Origin of the sequence: Acuticoccus sp. I52.16.1 (assembly GCF_022865125.1) — a bacterium.
Taxonomy (GTDB): domain Bacteria; phylum Pseudomonadota; class Alphaproteobacteria; order Rhizobiales; family Amorphaceae; genus Acuticoccus.
On sequence record NZ_CP094828.1, the window covers coordinates 4,169,574 to 4,185,891 of the forward strand.

At 69.4% G+C, this 16,318-nt stretch carries 18 protein-coding genes; 10 read left to right on the plus strand and 8 right to left on the minus strand.

Annotation, left to right across the window (positions count from 1 at the left end; all coding sequences use genetic code 11):
* Positions 1 to 216: 216 nt before the first annotated feature.
* The 8 genes from alr to rpsF form a co-directional block, all read right to left on the minus strand.
* Positions 217 to 1,290 (minus strand): alanine racemase, encoded by a 1,074-nt coding sequence (gene alr / locus MRB58_RS18840; protein ID WP_244778631.1) that lies wholly within the window; start codon positions 1,288 to 1,290, stop codon positions 217 to 219.
* A gap of 150 nt (positions 1,291 to 1,440) precedes the next feature.
* Positions 1,441 to 1,761: a hypothetical protein gene (locus MRB58_RS18845; RefSeq protein WP_244778632.1), complete on the minus strand. Its 321-nt coding sequence runs from the start codon at positions 1,759 to 1,761 to the stop codon at positions 1,441 to 1,443.
* 22 nt (positions 1,762 to 1,783) lie between these two features.
* A complete protein-coding gene (locus MRB58_RS18850; RefSeq protein ID WP_244778633.1) occupies positions 1,784 to 3,256 on the minus strand; it encodes a replicative DNA helicase in 1,473 nt (490 codons plus the stop codon).
* Positions 3,257 to 3,534: 278 nt separating this feature from the next.
* Entirely contained in the window at positions 3,535 to 4,323 is a 789-nt protein-coding gene (locus MRB58_RS18855; protein WP_244778634.1) for a class I SAM-dependent methyltransferase, read from the minus strand.
* Positions 4,320 to 5,567 carry a cyclopropane-fatty-acyl-phospholipid synthase family protein gene (locus MRB58_RS18860; protein ID WP_244778635.1) on the minus strand — a complete coding sequence of 416 codons (1,248 nt, stop codon included), beginning with the start codon at positions 5,565 to 5,567 and terminating at the stop codon, positions 4,320 to 4,322. Before MRB58_RS18860 ends, MRB58_RS18855 begins: the two co-directional genes overlap by 4 nt.
* 217 nt (positions 5,568 to 5,784) lie before the next feature.
* The gene (gene rplI, locus MRB58_RS18865) at positions 5,785 to 6,375 is read right to left on the minus strand and encodes a 50S ribosomal protein L9 (RefSeq protein WP_244778636.1); all 591 of its coding nucleotides are present in this window, start codon (positions 6,373 to 6,375) and stop codon (positions 5,785 to 5,787) included.
* 192 nt (positions 6,376 to 6,567) lie between these two features.
* On the minus strand, positions 6,568 to 6,816 hold the full coding sequence (rpsR, locus tag MRB58_RS18870; protein WP_075221125.1) for a 30S ribosomal protein S18: 249 nt from the start codon (positions 6,814 to 6,816) through the stop codon (positions 6,568 to 6,570).
* Positions 6,816 to 7,313, minus strand: coding sequence for a 30S ribosomal protein S6 (rpsF, locus tag MRB58_RS18875; protein WP_244778637.1), 498 nt, complete (start codon positions 7,311 to 7,313; stop codon positions 6,816 to 6,818). The genes rpsR and rpsF overlap by 1 nt, the downstream gene beginning before the upstream one ends.
* Before the next feature lie 358 nt (positions 7,314 to 7,671).
* Here rpsF and fabD point away from each other — a divergent pair, with 358 nt between their 5' ends.
* The 10 genes from fabD (at position 7,672) to MRB58_RS18925 (ending at position 16,310) form a co-directional block, all read left to right on the plus strand.
* On the plus strand, positions 7,672 to 8,616 hold the full coding sequence (gene fabD / locus MRB58_RS18880) for an ACP S-malonyltransferase (protein WP_244778638.1): 945 nt from the start codon (positions 7,672 to 7,674) through the stop codon (positions 8,614 to 8,616).
* Complete coding sequence (fabG, locus tag MRB58_RS18885) at positions 8,616 to 9,350, plus strand: 3-oxoacyl-ACP reductase FabG (protein ID WP_244778639.1); 735 nt, start codon at positions 8,616 to 8,618, stop codon at positions 9,348 to 9,350. Before fabD ends, fabG begins: the two co-directional genes overlap by 1 nt.
* Before the next feature lie 275 nt (positions 9,351 to 9,625).
* Complete coding sequence (locus MRB58_RS18890; protein WP_075221129.1) at positions 9,626 to 9,865, plus strand: acyl carrier protein; 240 nt, start codon at positions 9,626 to 9,628, stop codon at positions 9,863 to 9,865.
* Positions 9,866 to 9,903: 38 nt separating this feature from the next.
* Positions 9,904 to 11,157: a beta-ketoacyl-ACP synthase II gene (gene fabF, locus MRB58_RS18895; protein ID WP_244778640.1), complete on the plus strand. Its 1,254-nt coding sequence runs from the start codon at positions 9,904 to 9,906 to the stop codon at positions 11,155 to 11,157.
* A gap of 14 nt (positions 11,158 to 11,171) precedes the next feature.
* Positions 11,172 to 12,344 carry an endolytic transglycosylase MltG gene (mltG, locus tag MRB58_RS18900; protein ID WP_244778641.1) on the plus strand — a complete coding sequence of 391 codons (1,173 nt, stop codon included), beginning with the start codon at positions 11,172 to 11,174 and terminating at the stop codon, positions 12,342 to 12,344.
* Between the two features lie 5 nt (positions 12,345 to 12,349).
* The gene (locus MRB58_RS18905) at positions 12,350 to 13,240 is read left to right on the plus strand and encodes a YicC/YloC family endoribonuclease (RefSeq protein WP_244778642.1); all 891 of its coding nucleotides are present in this window, start codon (positions 12,350 to 12,352) and stop codon (positions 13,238 to 13,240) included.
* Positions 13,237 to 13,875 (plus strand): guanylate kinase, encoded by a 639-nt coding sequence (gene gmk, locus MRB58_RS18910; protein WP_244778643.1) that lies wholly within the window; start codon positions 13,237 to 13,239, stop codon positions 13,873 to 13,875. Before MRB58_RS18905 ends, gmk begins: the two co-directional genes overlap by 4 nt.
* A gap of 60 nt (positions 13,876 to 13,935) precedes the next feature.
* Entirely contained in the window at positions 13,936 to 14,640 is a 705-nt protein-coding gene (locus MRB58_RS18915; RefSeq protein WP_371747202.1) for a helix-turn-helix domain-containing protein, read from the plus strand.
* An 87-nt stretch (positions 14,641 to 14,727) separates the two neighbouring features.
* Entirely contained in the window at positions 14,728 to 15,627 is a 900-nt protein-coding gene (locus tag MRB58_RS18920; protein ID WP_244778644.1) for a glutamine amidotransferase family protein, read from the plus strand.
* Positions 15,624 to 16,310, plus strand: a complete 687-nt coding sequence (locus tag MRB58_RS18925) for a protein GlxC (RefSeq protein WP_244778645.1) — start codon at positions 15,624 to 15,626, stop codon at positions 16,308 to 16,310. Before MRB58_RS18920 ends, MRB58_RS18925 begins: the two co-directional genes overlap by 4 nt.
* The last annotated feature ends 8 nt before the right edge of the window (positions 16,311 to 16,318 follow it).

Sequence of the window (16,318 nt, forward strand, 5' to 3'; positions counted from 1 at the left end):
CGGCGCGGGCGCTTCGGCCGGCGGGAGACGGCGCCGCGGGGCACCGGTGGCCGGCCGGCGACGACGCGAGTTCGTATGCATGCGCTCTCTCCCCTCGCTCGGCGGCGAGGTGCGCCGCGGTCCAGGGGAAGAGATCGGGCAAGGCCGTTGTGCCGGGCGTTGCAATGACGGTTGTATTTTGTTGATTTTGCGTGGTTTTCCACGCCCTGGGGCGGGCTAGAGGGGGCCAACCCGCCGGTCGGCGCGGCGCGAGAGGCCGGTGAGCAGCTCGTAGCCGATGGTACCGGCGTGCGCGGCGACGGTGTCCACCGGCACGTCGGGGCCGATCAGCTCGACGAAGTCGCCCCGCTCGCAGGGCGCGTCGGTGACGTCCACGGCGATGAGATCCATCGACACGCGGCCGACGAGGCGCACGGCGACCCCGTTGACGGAGGCCGGCGCCCCGGCGGTGAGGTCCGACCCGCCCGACTGGCGAATATAACCGTCGGCGTAGCCCAGCGAGACGATGGCGACCCGGCTCGGGCGCCGCATCGTCTCCGCCGCGCCGTAGCCGACGGTCTCGCCCGCCTCGGTCCGGCGCACCTGGATCACCCGGGCTTCCAGGCGCACGGTCGGCTCCAGCGCCGCCGCTCCCTCGGCCGAGAGACCGCCATACATGGCGATGCCTGGTCGCACCAGGTCGTAGTGCGCCTGGGGCCGCGTCAGGATGGCGGCGGAGTTGGCGAAGGAGGCCGGCACCGCGGGGTGGGCGCGGCGGGCGGTGGCGAAGGCGGCCTCCTGCGCTGCGTTGAGCGAGTGGTCCGGCATATCGGCGCAGGCGAAGTGGCTGGCGATCAATGCGGGAGGCGGTCCGTCGAAGGCCAGCGCCTCGGGCACGCTGACGCCGAGGCGGTTCATGCCGGTGTCGACGTTGAGAGCGAAGGGAGCGTCGGCCGGCCAGTCGGCCAACGCGGCGGGGGAGGAGAGGAAGGGCCGCAATCCGTCGCGGATCGCGTCCGCCGTCGCCTCGAAGACGCCGTTGAGGACGTAGATGTCGACCTCCGGCAGGATCGCGCGCAACCGCGCCCCCTCGCTCTGCAAGGCGACGAAGAAGGTGCGGCAGCCCGCCGCGGCGAGCCGGGGGGTGACGGCCTCGATCCCGTGCCCGTAGGCGTCCGCCTTGACCACGGCCCCGCAGGCCGCGCCGGTGCGGGCGGCGAGCGTGGCCCAGTTGCGGGCCACGGCCTCCGGGTCGACGGTCAGGCGTGAGCCGGTCCAGGCGGGTGGGGCGGGGGGCGCGGCGGCGGACATGACGTCAGACTACCGCGCTGCACGCCGGTCGCAACCGGCGGCGACCGTGAGGCGGCGGGCCCCCGGCGCAATCAGGGCGAGACCGGCCATCAGGGCGCGACCGGCGTCCGGTGCGAGGGGCGTCCGGTGCGATGGGCGCGCGGGCGGGGCTCATTCGGTGGTGATCGCCTCGAACCGGCGGATCATCTCGGCGAGGAAGGCCAGCTCCTTCTCGCCCAGCCGCTTCTCGATCGTCGGCAGGTCCGCGTCGGTGTCCTCCGAGTTGCCCTTCACGATCGGCGGCAGGCGCTTCAGCTCCGGCGTCGTGTCGAGCTTGGAGCGCTGCACCACCACCTCGAGATTGGCCCGGTCGACCAGCCCCGAGACGCGCAGCCGCTCCAGCTCCGCCGCGAGCAGCTTCGCCTCGCCCGACAAGGTCACCGTCGCGTGCACGTAGCCGACCGGCACCGCGTCCTTTTCGAAATCCGCCATTGGTCCGTCCTACTCGCGCGTCCTATTCGTAGGTCACCGCCACCTGGTCGGGGGCGAGGTTGCCGAAGCGCGTCAGCTCGGCCTCGAACTGCAGCTTCACCGTACCGGTCGGGCCATGGCGCTGCTTGGCGACGATGACCTCGGCGATCCCGTGGCAGGCCTCCATCTTGGCCTCCCACTCGAAGAACTCCTGGCTGCCCTCCGGCGGCTTGCGGGACTGCAGGTAGTACTCCTCGCGGAACACGAAGAGCACCACGTCCGCATCCTGCTCGATGGAGCCGGATTCGCGCAGATCCGCAAGCTGCGGGCGCTTGTCCTCGCGGTTTTCCACCTGTCGCGAGAGCTGGGAGAGCGCCACGATCGGCACCTCCAGCTCCTTGGCCAGCGCCTTGAGGCCGGTGGTGATCTCGGTGATCTCGTTGACGCGGCTGGCGTTGGCGTTCTTGCCCGAGCCGGACAGGAGCTGGAGATAGTCGACGATCAGGAGGTCGAGCCCCTTCTGCCGCTTCAGCCGCCGGGCGCGAGCCGCCAGCGCGCCGATCGAGATGCCGCCGGTCTGGTCGATGTAGAAGGGCAGCGTCTGCATCGCGGTCGCCGCCGAGACGAGGTCGTTGAACTGGTGCTCCTCGAAGGCGCCGCGCCGGATCAGCGCCGAGGAGATGCCGGACTGCTCGGCGAGGATACGCGTCGCCAGCTGCTCGGCGCTCATCTCCAGGCTGAAGAAACCGACGATGCCGCCGTCCACCGTCTTGTTGACGCCGTTCTCGACCCCGCGCCGGTAGGCCCGCGCGATGGCGAAGCCGATGTTGGTGGCGAGCGAGGTCTTACCCATCGCGGGGCGGCCGGCGAGGATGACGAGGTCGGAGCGTTGCAGGCCGCCCATCAGCCGGTCGAGGTCGGACATGCCCGTCGCGATGCCCGACAGCGAGCCGGCGCGGTGGAAGGCCGCGTCCGCCATCTCGACCGCCGCGGTCAGCGCGTTGGTGAAGTCGATGAAGCCCTGGTTGATCTCACCGTTCTCGGCCAACTCGTAGAGCTTGCGCTCGACGCCCTCGATCTGCTGGCGCGGGCTGGTGTCGACGTCGGCGGTGTAGGCCTCGCTCACCATCTCCTCGCCGATGGTGATGAGCTGGCGCCGCACCGCGAGGTCGAAGATCGAGCGGCCGTAGTCCTCGGAGTTGATGATCGTCGTGGCGTTGGCGGCGAGGCGCGCGAGATATTCCACCGCGGGCAGCTCGGCGATGGTCTCCTCCGCGCCGAAGAAGGTCTTGACCGTGAGCGGCGTCGCGACCTTGCCCGAGCGGATCAGCTTGCCGGCGATCTCGTAGATGCGCCGGTGCGGCTCGACGAAGAAGTGCTCGGTCTTGAGGAAGTCGGAGACGCGATAGAAGGCCTCGTTGTTCACCAACAGCGCACCGAGCAGCTGCTGCTCGATCTCGATATTCTGCGGCGCGGTGCGGATCTCGAGGGCGGCGTGGTCGAGCGGCTGGTTCATCGTGGCTCCCGTCGGTTGCTCCGACGGTGTACGCCGGAGACGGCGCCGGGGCGCGCCTGATGCGAGGAACAGACGCGAACCCTGCCACTCTCCACTCGCTGTGGATGGGTTAACGGTGAATTAAGTCGCCGGCGAATGATTCGCTTGACCACGACGGAGTACCGCATCCGGACCGCCGCGCGCCCCAAGGGGACCGCCGTCCGCTCCGGCTACGCCGAAGAACGGGGCACAGGGGGGCGCCGGTGACGTGGACGGTGCGGCGGGGGCGGTCGCGCCCGTCAGCGTGCCTCGAAGACGAAGAGGTCGCCGGGGACCGGCACGCCTTCCTCGTGGCGCACCGTGATCGGCTCTTCGGCGAGGGGGGCGAAGCCGGCCGCCGCGTGCGTGGCGCGAACGTAGGCCGGGGCGTGGGCGAAGCGCTGGGTGGGGGTGACGCGCCAGCCGTCCTCGGCGCGCTCGGTGGAGGCGACGAGGACGCCACCGGGCACGAGGCATCGCGCCGCCGCGGCGGCGAAGGCGGCGAGGTCGCCCAGGTAGGGCCACACGTCCGCCGCGACGATCAGGTCGAACGGGGCTTCGTCCCACTCTTCGAGAAAGTTGACCGCCTCGGCGACGTAGAGGTCGCCGTAGATATCGCGCTGGTCCGTCATCTCCAGCATCTCCTCGGCGAGGTCGACGCCGACGATGTCGCTGGCGAGATCGGCGAAGGCGAGCCCGGCGAGGCCCGTGCCGCAGCCCAGATCGAGGATCCGGACCGGCGGGCGGGTGACGAACGGGCCGGCGAGGCGGCGGGCGAGCGCCGGCACGTCGTAGCCGAGGTCGCCGACCAGGATGCGGTCGAACGTCTCGGCGTGCTGGCCGAAGAGGGTCGCGACGTAGGAGGGCGGCGCGGCCTGCGGCGTCGCCCGGCCGTACTTGGCGAGCCGCATGACGACGCCGCAATGGTCCTCGGGATCGAGTTCGAGGCAGCGCTCGAACAGGCGCGTCGCGGTCGCGAGGTCGCCCGCGTCCTCGGCGGCGCGGGCGGCGTCGTAGGCCGCGGCGAGGGCCGCCTCGTCGAGGCTCATCCGTGCCGTGCCACGAGCGCGGGCGGGGGCGCCGGACGGCCCGAATCGCGGTTGGCGAGGCTGCGCTCGGCGGAGGTGATGTAGTCGCGGGTGAGGGGCACTTTGTCGATCCGCTTGGCGAGTTGCATCTGGAATACCATCATGTCGCCGGTGCGGAAGGCGGCTTCGGAGCCGGCGAGATAGAAGTCCCACATCCGCGCGAACGTCTCGCTGCGCAGCTCCACCACCTTGTCCCAATGGGCGAGGAAGCGGGCGCGCCAGTGCTTGATCGTTTCGGCATAATGCAGGCGCAGGATCTCCACGTCGGTCACGATGAGGCCCGCCCGCTCCACCGCCGGCAACACCTCCGACAGGGACGGGATGTAGCCGCCGGGGAAGATGTAGCGGGCGATGAACGGGTTTGTGGTGCCCGGACCGTCGGTCCGGCCGATGGAGTGCAGCAGCATCACCCCGTCGTCCTTGAGGATGCGCGCCGCCGTCTGGAAATATTCGTCATAGTAGCCGACGCCGACGTGTTCGAACATGCCGACCGAGACGATGCGGTCGAACGATTCCTCCACCGCGCGGTAGTCCTGCACGCGGAAGGTGGCGTTGGGCTCCCCGGCGGCGCGCTCGTTGGCGTAGGTCACCTGGTTGTCGGCCAGCGTGATGCCGGTGACGTGCGCGCCGGTCTGCTGCGCGAGGTAGAGGCCCATGCCGCCCCAGCCGCAGCCGATGTCGAGCACGGTCTGCCCCGGCTCCAGCAGCATCTTGGCCGCGATGTGCCGCTTCTTGGCCCGCTGCGCGTCCTCCAGCGTCATGTCGAAGTGGGGGAAGTAGGCGCAGGAATACTGCCAGTCTTCGTCGAGGAAGAGGCGGTATATGTCGTTGCCGACGTCGTAGTGGGACTGGGCGTTGCGGCGCGCGGCCCGCGCCGTATTGTGCTGCTGGAAGCGGCGCAGCAACATCCGCAGCCCGCGCTGGACGGCGGACGAGCCGGCCGCGTGATGGTTCTTCATCAACATCACGAGCAGCGAGGTGAGGTCGCCCTCCTCGACCGACCAGAGCCCGTTCATGTAGCTCTCGCCCAGGGTCAGCTCGGGATTGCCCACCAGGGCACGCGCGGCGGATGCCTCGTGGAAGCGGATGGTATGCGCCGGCCCGGTGCCATCGCCGAAGGTATGTCTGTCGCCGGCCGCGTCGATGATGGCGAATTGTCCGTGGCGAACGATGGTCCGGAGGATCCGGTGCAAGATGGGGTTCATCGCGTGTCTCCTTCGCAGCAGAAGGACGCGGGAACCGCCGGGCCACCGCCCCACCGCCACGACAGCAAATTTAGTGCGTCAATGACATGGCGCTATGCATTAAACATTCCAGCAAAAAAGAATGCCACCGTCGCGCTGCAACGGTGGCATTCCGAATTGGTGCGGCGGGCGCGTGTGGTCCGCCCTATGTATCCGCCGGCCCGAAACGGGTGGCGGATCAGATGTCCGGCTGGTCGCCCAGGCCCGGAACCTCGGCCGGAGCGTCGGCGGCGGGCGTCTCGTCGTCGTCATCGAACTCCAGGTCGTCGTCGTCGTCGCGCTCGGCGAGGACGTCTTCGCCCTTGGCCTGGCGCAGCGCCTCGTCCTGCGAGCGGGCGACGTTGATAGTGACGGGCACGATCACTTCCGGGTGAAGAACCAGGGTGATCTCGTGCAGGCCGATGGCCTTGATCGGCGCGCCGAGGTCGACCTGGCGGCGCTCGACCTTGAAGCCTTCGTTCGACAGCACGTCGGCGACGTCGCGGGTCGACACCGAGCCGTAGAGCTGGCCGGTCTGGCCCGCCTGGCGGATGGCGATGAACGACTTGCCGGTGACGCGCTTGGCGAGGGCGTCGGCCGCTTCGCGGCGCTCGGCATTGCGCGTCTCGAGGTCGGCCTTCTGGGCCTCGAACTTGGCGCGGTTGTCGCGATTGGCGCGCAGGGCCTTGCCCTGGGGGAGGAGGAAGTTGCGGGCGAACCCGTCCTTCACACGGACCTCTTCGCCCATATCGCCCAGCTTGGGCACGCGCTCGAGAAGAATGACTTGCATGGTGATCTCTCCGATCTGTCCCGCTTCGGTGCGGTTAGGGGCGGGGCGCCCCAGACGGGCCGGCGAACCGGCGATTGAGGAAGTACCGGCGAACCGGCGATATGAAACTGCCGTCCGACGGGCGAACCGGTCCGGACGGCAGGGAGGTGCCGGCGAACCGGCAGGCGCTTCACCGCCGTAGCGGCGAAGGGCTTATTTGATGACGTAGGGAAGCAGGCCCAGGAAGCGGGCGCGCTTGATCGCCTTCGACAGCTCGCGCTGCTTCTTCGCCGAGACGGCGGTGATGCGCGAGGGGACGATCTTGCCGCGCTCGGAAATGTAGCGCTGCAGGAGCTTGACGTCCTTGTAGTCGATCCGCGGCGCGTTGGGGCCGGAGAACGGGCACGTCTTCCGGCGGCGGAAGAACGGACGGCGGGTCGGGAGCTGTGCGATATCGACCATTATGCGTTCTCCCTCTGGCGGCTGCCTTCACGGTCGCCGCGATCACCCCGGTCGCCCCGGTCGCCACGGTCCCCGCGATCGCCACGGTCACGATCGCCGCCGAAGCGGTCGCCGCCGCCACCACCGGGACCGTCGTCACGCTCGCCGCGCTCACGCCGGCGGCGGTCGTCACGGTCGCGCTTCTGCTTCATGACGGACGGGCCGTCCTCGTGCTCGTCCACCTTGATGGTGAGCGTGCGCAGGACGTCCTCGTTGAGGCGCATCTGACGCTCCATCTCCTGCACGGAAGGGGCCGGTGCCTCGATGTCCATCAGCGCGAAGTGCGCCTTGCGGTTCTTGTTGATGCGGTAGCTGAGGGTCTTGAGCCCCCAGTTTTCGGTACGGCCGACGGAGCCGCCACCTTCGGCGAGCACGGCCTTGTACTGCTCGACGAGTTCGTCGACAGCCTGACCGGACACGTCCTGGCGGACCAGGAACACGGTCTCGTATAGGGGCATGATGCGTCCTCATTCCTCCCCGCCGACCATCGGCGGGGCGCATCAGCGTCGGCGCAAAGCCTCGTCGAAGTGCCGGTGAGGGCTCCTCGACCTTCGCGAGCAGGGACACGGGCGGTCGGGAGGCAGCTTCGAAAATGAAGTTGCGCCCCGGATGCGGACGAGCGCACCCGCCGTTCAGCCCCAGGCCAACGTTGAGCGAAGGCGCATATGGGGCAGGCCGGACGCCAAAATCAAGCGTGAAAATGCCCTCGCGGGGTTATTTGCTGTGCGCTGCATCTTGACGTGGGTCACAAGCTTGGTGTGAGTGCGCCCACTCAGCGGCCATGAGCCGCCTCACAATTGAGCAGCCATTCACACCATGACCTTCGCGTTTACCTTCCCGGGGCAGGGCAGCCAGTCCGTCGGCATGGGCCGCTCGCTCCATGACGCCTACCCGGCCGCCGCCCGCGTGTTCGAGGAGGTCGACGAAGCACTCGGCGAGAAGCTCTCGGCCCTCGTCTTCGACGGGCCGGAGGAGGCGCTTCGCCTCACCGCCAATACGCAGCCGGCGCTGATGGCCGTCAGCCTCGCGGCCATGCGCGCGCTGGAGGCCGAGGGCGTGCGCCTCGCCGACGCGCGGCTCGTGGCCGGCCACTCGCTGGGCGAATATTCCGCGCTCGCGGCGGCGGGTGCGCTCACCATCTCCGACGCGGCGCGCCTCCTGCGCCTGCGCGGCGAGGCGATGCAGACCGCCGTGCCCGCCGGCGAGGGGGCCATGGCCGCGCTGCTGGGCCTCGACCTGGAGGCCGCCGAGGAGGTCGCCCGGCTCGCCGCCGAGGGTGAGGTGTGCGACGTCGCCAACGACAATGCGCCCGGCCAGGTGGTCGTCTCCGGCAGCCTCGCGGCGGTCGAGCGCGCGGTCGTCATCGCCAAGGAGAAGGGCGCCAAGCGGCCGATGCTGCTGCCGGTGAGTGCACCCTTCCACTGCGCGTTGATGGCCCCGGCGGCCGAGGCGATGGCCGACGCGCTCGGCACCGTCGACCTCAAGCCGCCCGCCGTGCCGGTGCTCGCCAACGTGTCGCTGGAGCTGCTGACGGATCCGTCTGCCATCAAGGCGAGCCTGGTGCGCCAGGTGACCGAGCGGGTGCGCTGGCGCGAATCGGTCGCCGCCTTCGCGGCGCACGGCGTGACGCAGAGCGCCGAGATCGGTGCCGGCAAGGTCTTGACGGGCCTCGCCAAACGCATCGACAAGGCGCTCGAGACCAGCGTCGTCAACTCCGCCGACGACGTGAAGCGCTTCGCCGAGCTGTGGGTGGCTGCATAATGTTCGATCTGACCGGCAAGACCGCGCTCGTCACGGGTGCCACAGGGGCCATCGGCGGCGCCGCCGCCGCGGCGCTGAAGGGGCAGGGGGCGAGGCTGATCGTCGTCGGCTCGACGCAGGAGCGCGCGGACGACGCGGCGCAGCGCCTCGGCGCGGACGCCGCCATCGGGACCGACCTGTCCGACCGCGCCGCCGTCGACACCCTCGCCAGCGAGGCCGAGAAGGCCGGCCCGGTCGACATCCTCGTCAACAATGCCGGCATCACGCGCGACCAGCTGCTGATGCGCATGAAGGACGCCGACTTCGACGCCGTCATCGAAATCAACCTGACCGCCGCCTTCCGCCTGTCGCGCGGGCTGATCCGCGGCATGCTGAAGCGGCGTTGGGGGCGGATCATCACGATCGGCTCGGGCGTCGGCTCCATCGGCAACATGGGGCAGGTCAACTATGCCGCAGCCAAGGCGGGCCTGACCGGGCTCACCAAGTCGATGGCGCGCGAGGTGGCCAACCGCAATATTACCGCCAACATGGTTGCGCCGGGCCTCATCGAATCCAAGATGAGCGATGCGATGAGCGACGAGGCGCGGGCGCTGATGCTCCAACACATTCCGATGCAACAGCTTGGAAAGCCGGAGGACATCGCCGGCGCGATCGTTTATCTGGCATCCCAGGAAGCGCGCTACGTCACGGGGCAGACGATCCACGTGAACGGCGGCATGTTCATGGGCTTCTAGTCCACCATCCGGTCCCGTCGGCCCGATCGTCAGGGCGGATGGACGAGATGGCGGGCGCCAGGACGTTTTCTAGGCACGCAAATTTATGGAAAACGTCTCTACTATCCGTCGTTGCGCCCCAGCCGCTTTTCAAACGGCGAAAAGGTGTGATACCGGCACCGGCAATTCGGGGTACCGCACCAGGCGCCCCAACTCCTAACGTCACGCGCTCCGCCGCGACCGACATCATCCCAGCGGCCCCCTCGAGCGGCCTAGAAGGTTTAGAAGGACTTCCAATGAGCGACACGGCAGAACGTGTGAAGAAGATCGTCGTCGAGCACCTCGGCGTCGAGCGGGACAAGGTGACCGAGGACGCGAGCTTCATCGACGATCTGGGCGCCGATTCGCTGGACACCGTCGAGCTGGTGATGGCGTTCGAGGAAGAGTTCGGTGTCGAGATCCCGGACGACGCGGCCGAGACCATCCTCACGGTCGGGGACGCGATCAAGTTCCTCGATAAGAACGCGACGGCGTAACCGCCTCGAAACTTAGGTCGGATTGGCGGAGTGGCATAGTGCGGCGTGTCGTGGTGACGGGGCTCGGGACGGTCAACCCCATGGGAAGTGGGATTGAAGCGTCCTGGGAGAAGATCCTCGCCGGAAAGTCGGGGGCTTCGAAGATAACGAAGTTCAAGACGGACGATCTTCCCTCGAAGATCGCCTGCCAGGTGCCGCGCGGCACCGGCAAGGGCGAGTTCGACCCGTCCCAGACGATGGACGCCAAGGATCAGCGAAAGTTCGATGAATTCATCGTCTTCGCCTCCGCGGCAGCCGACGAGGCCATCGCCGATTCCGGCTGGAAGCCGACCGAGGAAGAGGACTGCGACCGGACCGGCGTCCTGATCGGCTCGGGCATCGGCGGCCTCAACCTCATCGATTCCTGCTCCGCGCAGCTCGAGGAGCGCGGACCACGGCGCATCTCGCCGTTCTTCATCCCCGGCGCGCTGATCAACATGGCGTCCGGCGTGGTGTCGATCCGCTACGGCTTCCGCGGCCCCAACCACGCCGTGGTCACCGCCTGCTCGACGGGCGCGCACGCCATCGGCGACGCCTCGCGCATGATCGCCTACGACGACGCCGACGTGATGATCGCCGGCGGCACCGAGGCGACCGTCAACCGCCTGGCGCTGGCCGGCTTCGCCGCCTGCCGCGCATTGTCGACGAGCTTCAACGACGAGCCCGAGCGCGCCTCGCGGCCCTACGACAAGGACCGCGACGGCTTCGTGCTGGGCGAGGGCGCCGGGGTCGTGGTGCTGGAGGAGTACGAGCACGCCAAGAAGCGCGGCGCCAAGATCTACGGCGAGGTCATCGGCTACGGCATGTCCGGCGACGCGCATCACATCACCGCCCCCTCGGCCGACGGCAACGGCGCCTATCGCTGCATGTCCGCCGCGTTGAAGCGGGCGGGCGTCAACGCCGGCGACATCGACTACGTCAACGCCCACGGCACGTCGACGATGGCCGACGAGATCGAGCTCGGCGCGGTGTCGCGCGTGGTCGGCAACGACCTGGCGCGGCTGACGATGAGCTCCACCAAGTCGGCCACCGGCCACCTCCTGGGTGCGGCGGGCGCGGTGGAGGCGATCTTCTGCCTCCTCGCCATGCGCGACCAGGTCGCCCCGCCGACGATCAATCTCGACAATCCGTCGGTGGACACGCCCATCGACCTCGTTCCCCACACGGCCCGCGAAAAGGCGATCGACGTTGTCCTGTCGAACTCGTTCGGGTTCGGTGGCACCAACGCCTCGCTCGTCTTCCGCCGCGTCTGACCGAGGAGCCGCCCGTGCTCAAGCGAGGCCCCCGCGATCCCGAGCCGCCACAGCGTCCGGGGAAGCGCTCGTCGCGCCGTCCCGAGCCGCTCGTCTCCTCCAAGGGTCGCCGGGGCAAGCGCGGTTCGCGTGAGGACCTCCCGCCGACGAAACGCCGCTCCAAGGCGGCGCGTCACCCGCTGGTCCTCCTCGCCAACATGGTCTTCTTCGTGCTGGTGGCAGGGCTGGCGCTGGGCGTCGGCGGTCTCGTCGTCGGGCAGAAGATGTTCACCGCCACCGGCCCGCTGGAGGAAGACGTCGCGATCCTGATCGAGCGCGGGTCGGCCTTGCAGTTCATCGCCCAGGGGCTGGAGCAGCAGGGCATCATCACCAACCAATATGTCTTCCTCGCCGCGGCTCGCGCGACGGGCGCCGCCGGGCGCATGCAGGCGGGGGAGTATCTGATTCCCGCCGGCTCCTCGATGGAGGAGGTGATGGAGCGGATCTCGTCCGGCGACGTGATCCAGCACCAGATTACCTTCGCGGAGGGGCTCACCTCGGCGCAGATCGTCCAGCGGATGATGGACAACGACGTGCTGACCGGCCCGGTCGACGCGATCCCGCCCGAGGGGTCGATGCTGCCGGAGACCTACCGCATCACCCGCGGCATGCAGCGCGACCGGCTGATCGAGGCGATGCAGGCCGCGCACGACCGCGCGCTCGAGCGGGTCTGGGCCGAGCGCGATCCGACGCTGCCGCTCTCCTCGCCCGAGGAACTGGTGACGCTGGCCTCCATCGTCGAGAAGGAGACGGGCGTGGCGAGCGAGCGGCCGCGCGTGGCGGCGGTGTTCGTCAACCGCCTCAATCAGGACATGAAGCTGCAATCGGATCCGACGATCCTCTACGGTCTTTATGGCGGGGAGGCCTGGTCCGCAGGCCGCACCCTCTATAAGAGCGACTTGGAGCGGCCGAACCCTTACAACACCTACCAGATCCCGGCGCTGCCGCCGGGCCCGATCGCCAATCCGGGCGTCGAGGCGTTGGAGGCGACGGCCAACCCCGCCGACACGAGTGACCTCTTCTTCGTGGCCGACGGGACGGGCGGGCATGTGTTCGCCGAGACGTATGCCGAGCATCAGCGCAACGTGGCGCGCTGGCGCCAGATCGAGGCGGAGCGCCGGGCCGCCGGCACCGGACCGACAGAGTAGGCGACATGGCTCAGCGCGAGACGGCCCCCATCCAGTCCATGACCGGCTTCGCCAGTCGCGAAGGGGAACATGACGGAATCGGGTGGCAGATGGACGTCCGTTCGGTGAACGGGCGCTCGCTGGACGTGCGCATCCGCCTTCCGTCCGGCCTTGACCGGCACGAGCCGGAGGTGCGCCGCATGATCGCCGCCGCCTTCCGCCGCGGCAACATCGCCATGACGCTCACCCTGCGCCGCGGCGAGGCGCCGGCCCGCTACAGCGTCAACCAGGAGCAGCTCGCCGCCTACGTGGACGCGATCCAGTCGCTCGCCGCCTCCGGCTCCGTCGCTGCCCCGCGCGCGGACGGCCTGCTGGCGCTGAAGGGCGTGATCGAGGCCTCCGGCGACGAAGAGGCGATGCTGCCGAGCGCGGTGCTGACGGAGGCCGTCGCCGGCCTCCTCGCGGACCTCACCGCCGACCGGCAGGCCGAAGGCGGGCGGATCGTGCCGATGATCATGGGCCAGCTCGAGGACATGGACCGCATCCGCGGCTATATCGACGAGCACCCCGAGCGCTCGGTTGAGACCATCAAGGCGCGGATCGACCGGCAGATCGCGGCGCTCCTGTCCGGTCAGTCGCTGTCGGAAGAGCGGCTCCACCAGGAGGCCGCCGTCATCGCCACCCGCGCCGACGTTCGCGAGGAGCTGGACCGGCTTTCGGCCCACATCGCCGCCGCGCGCGAATTGCTGGCCGAGGGCGGCCCGGTCGGCCGGCGGCTCGACTTCCTGGCGCAGGAGCTGAACCGCGAGACCAACACCATCTGCGCCAAGTCGCCTCATCACGCCGTGACCGCCATGGGGTTGGAGCTGAAGGCGGTGGTCGAGCAGATGCGCGAACAGGTGCAAAACCTCGAATGAGTGCGCGCCACTTCGCCCGGCGCGGACTGCTCGTCATCCTGTCGTCGCCCTCGGGGGCCGGCAAGAGCACCATCTCCCGCCTGCTGCTCGACAGTGAGCGCGACATGTCGCTCTCGATCTCCGTCACCACCCGTGCCCGTCGGCCGAGCGAGGTCGAGGGGGTGCACTACCACTTCGTCACGATGCGCGAGTTCGAGAAGATGCGCGACCGGGGCGAGCTGTTGGAGTGGGCCGAGGTGCACGGCAACTGCTACGGCACCCCGCGCGACCCGGTCGAGGCGTCGCTGTCGGACGGGAGCGACGTCCTGTTCGACATCGACTGGCAGGGCGCCGAGCAGATCACCGGCGCGATGCCGGACGACGTCGTCTCCATCTTCGTGCTGCCGCCGTCGGGCTCCGAGCTGAAGTCGCGCCTGGTGCGCCGGGCGGAGGACGACGAGGCGACCATCCTGCGCCGCCTTGCCAACGCGCGCGAGGAGCTGGGCCACTACAGCGACTACGATTACGTCGTCGTCAACGACGACCTGGAGAGCGCGTTGGAGGGCGTCAGGGCGATCCTGCACGCCGAACGGCTGCGCCGGCGCCGACTGGTCGGTGTGGACGGCTTCGTGGACGGCATCGTCAAGGCACTCTGACGGGGTGCGGCGCCGCCGGCCCTGAGGCAGGATGGAGCCGACACCAAAGGAGAGCCGCGCGTGGCGAAGAAACCGTCGACCCACGCCCAGCCCCGCCCCGACACGACCGGCCGACGAAAGACACCGGACCCCCGCCCGGCGCTGCACCAGGACCCGCACGCCGTGCGTGACCGGCGCGAGCGTGTGCTCGAGGTCGCCATCGGGCGCGAGGTGCGGGCCCTGCGGGTGCATCTCGGCATCACCGCCGCGGAGCTGGCGGCGAAGACCGGCATCTCGGTCGGCATGCTCTCCAAGATCGAAAACGGGCAGACCTCGCCCTCGCTCACCACGCTGCAATCGCTCGCCGGGGCGCTCGGCGTGCCGCTCACGGCCTTCTTCCGCCGGTTCGAGGAGGAGCGCACCGCCGTCTTCGTCAAGGCGGGCGAGGGCGTCGACGTCGACCGGCGCGGCACGCGGGCGGGGCACCAGTACAACCTGCTCGGCCACCTCGGCCTCAACTCCGCCGGCGTCACGGTGGAGCCCTACCTCATCACGTTGACCGAGGAATCGGACGTCTTCCCCGCCTTCCAGCACGAGGGGCTGGAGTTCCTCTTCATGCTGGAGGGCGAGGTGGTCTACCGCCACGGCGACAACCTCTACCGCATGACCCCCGGTGACAGCCTGTTCTTCGACGCCGACGCCCAGCACGGGCCCGAAGAGCTGGTGACGCGGCCGATCCGCTACCTGTCGATTATCTCCTACCGACCGCATCGGCAGAGCGAGTGAGTCGCCTCTAAGGAAAAAATGTTTCCTCACAGTTGATCGACCCGCGGACCTTTGCTACATGCCTGCCCAGCAATGGAGCGGGCCCATATGTGCGGCATTGTCGGACTGTTTCTGAAGAACGAGACGCACCGCCGCGACCTCGGCGCCCTGACGGCCGAGATGCTGGCGGTGCTCACCGATCGCGGGCCGGACAGTGCCGGGATCGCCATCTATTCCCCCACGGCCGCCGGCCGCGCCAAGCTGACGGTGCGCTCGGAGGATCCGTCGGTCGACTGGGCCGCCGTCGCCGCCGACGTCGCCCGCACGGTCGGCGAGCCGGTCGAGGCGGTCGCACGCGACACGCACGCGGTACTGACGCTGCCGGGCGCCGCATTGGAAGCGGCCGTCGCGGCGCTGCGCGTGGCACGGCCCGATGTCGCGGTGATGTCCCGCGGCGAGGCGATGGAGATCTACAAGGAAGTCGGCCTGCCGCCGGAGGTCGCCAAACGGTTCGACATCGCCGGGATGGGCGGCACGCACGCCATCGGCCACACCCGCATGGCGACCGAGTCGGCCGTCACCACCATGGGCGCGCACCCGTTCTCGACCGGCGCGGACCAGTGCCTGATCCACAACGGCTCGCTGTCCAACCACAACAATGTGCGGCGCACGCTGCGCCATGCCGGCATCGCGTTCGAGAGCGAGAACGACACCGAAGTCGCCGCCGCCTACCTCACCCACAAGATGGCGGGCGGGCTCGACCTCGGCGCCGCGCTGGACGCGGGGATCGCCGACCTCGACGGCTTCTACACCTTCGTCGTCGCCACCCGGACCGGCTTCGGCGTGCTGCGCGACCCGATTGCCTGCAAGCCCGCCGTGCTCGCCGAGACGGACGACTACGTGGCGATCGGCTCGGAGTACCGCGCGATGGCGATGCTGCCGGGGATCGACACCGCGAAGGTGTGGGAGCCGGAACCGGCCACCAGCTACTTCTGGACCCACCAATGAGCACCACTTTCGACCTCGCCGCGGCGCCGCTGCGCGACTTGAACCGCGCGCTGCATGCGATCGGCCCTGGCGACAACCGCACCACCTGGGACATCGTCAACCCGCGCGGCGCCCACTCGGTCGCCGTCGGCGTGACGGAGCCGGTGGAGATCACCGTGCGCGGCAACGTCGGCTACTACTGCGGCGGCATGAACGAGAATGCGACCATCCGGGTCGAAGGGTCGGCCGGGCCGGGGCTGGGCGAAAACATCATGTCCGGCACCATCCGCGTCACCGGCGACGCCAGCCAGTACGCCGGGGCGACCGGGCGCGGCGGGCTCATCGTCATCGAGGGCAACGCCTCCTCGCGCTGCGGCATCTCCATGAAGGGGGTCGACATCGTGGTCGGCGGCAACGTGGGCCACATGTCGGCCTTCATGGCGCAGGCCGGGCGGCTCGTCGTCCTGGGCGACGCCGGCCACGGGCTGGGCGATTCCCTCTACGAGGCGGACCTCTACGTGCGCGGCACCGTCGCCAGCCTCGGCGCCGACTGCGAGGAGAAGCCGATGGACGCCGAGCATCGCGCCGCGCTCGCCGCCCTCCTCGCCGAGGCGGGGGTCGAGGCCGATCCGGCGAGCTTCAAGCGCTACGGCTCCGCCCGCACGCTCTACCACTTCAACGTCGACAACGCCGATGCGTACTGAGGCGACAC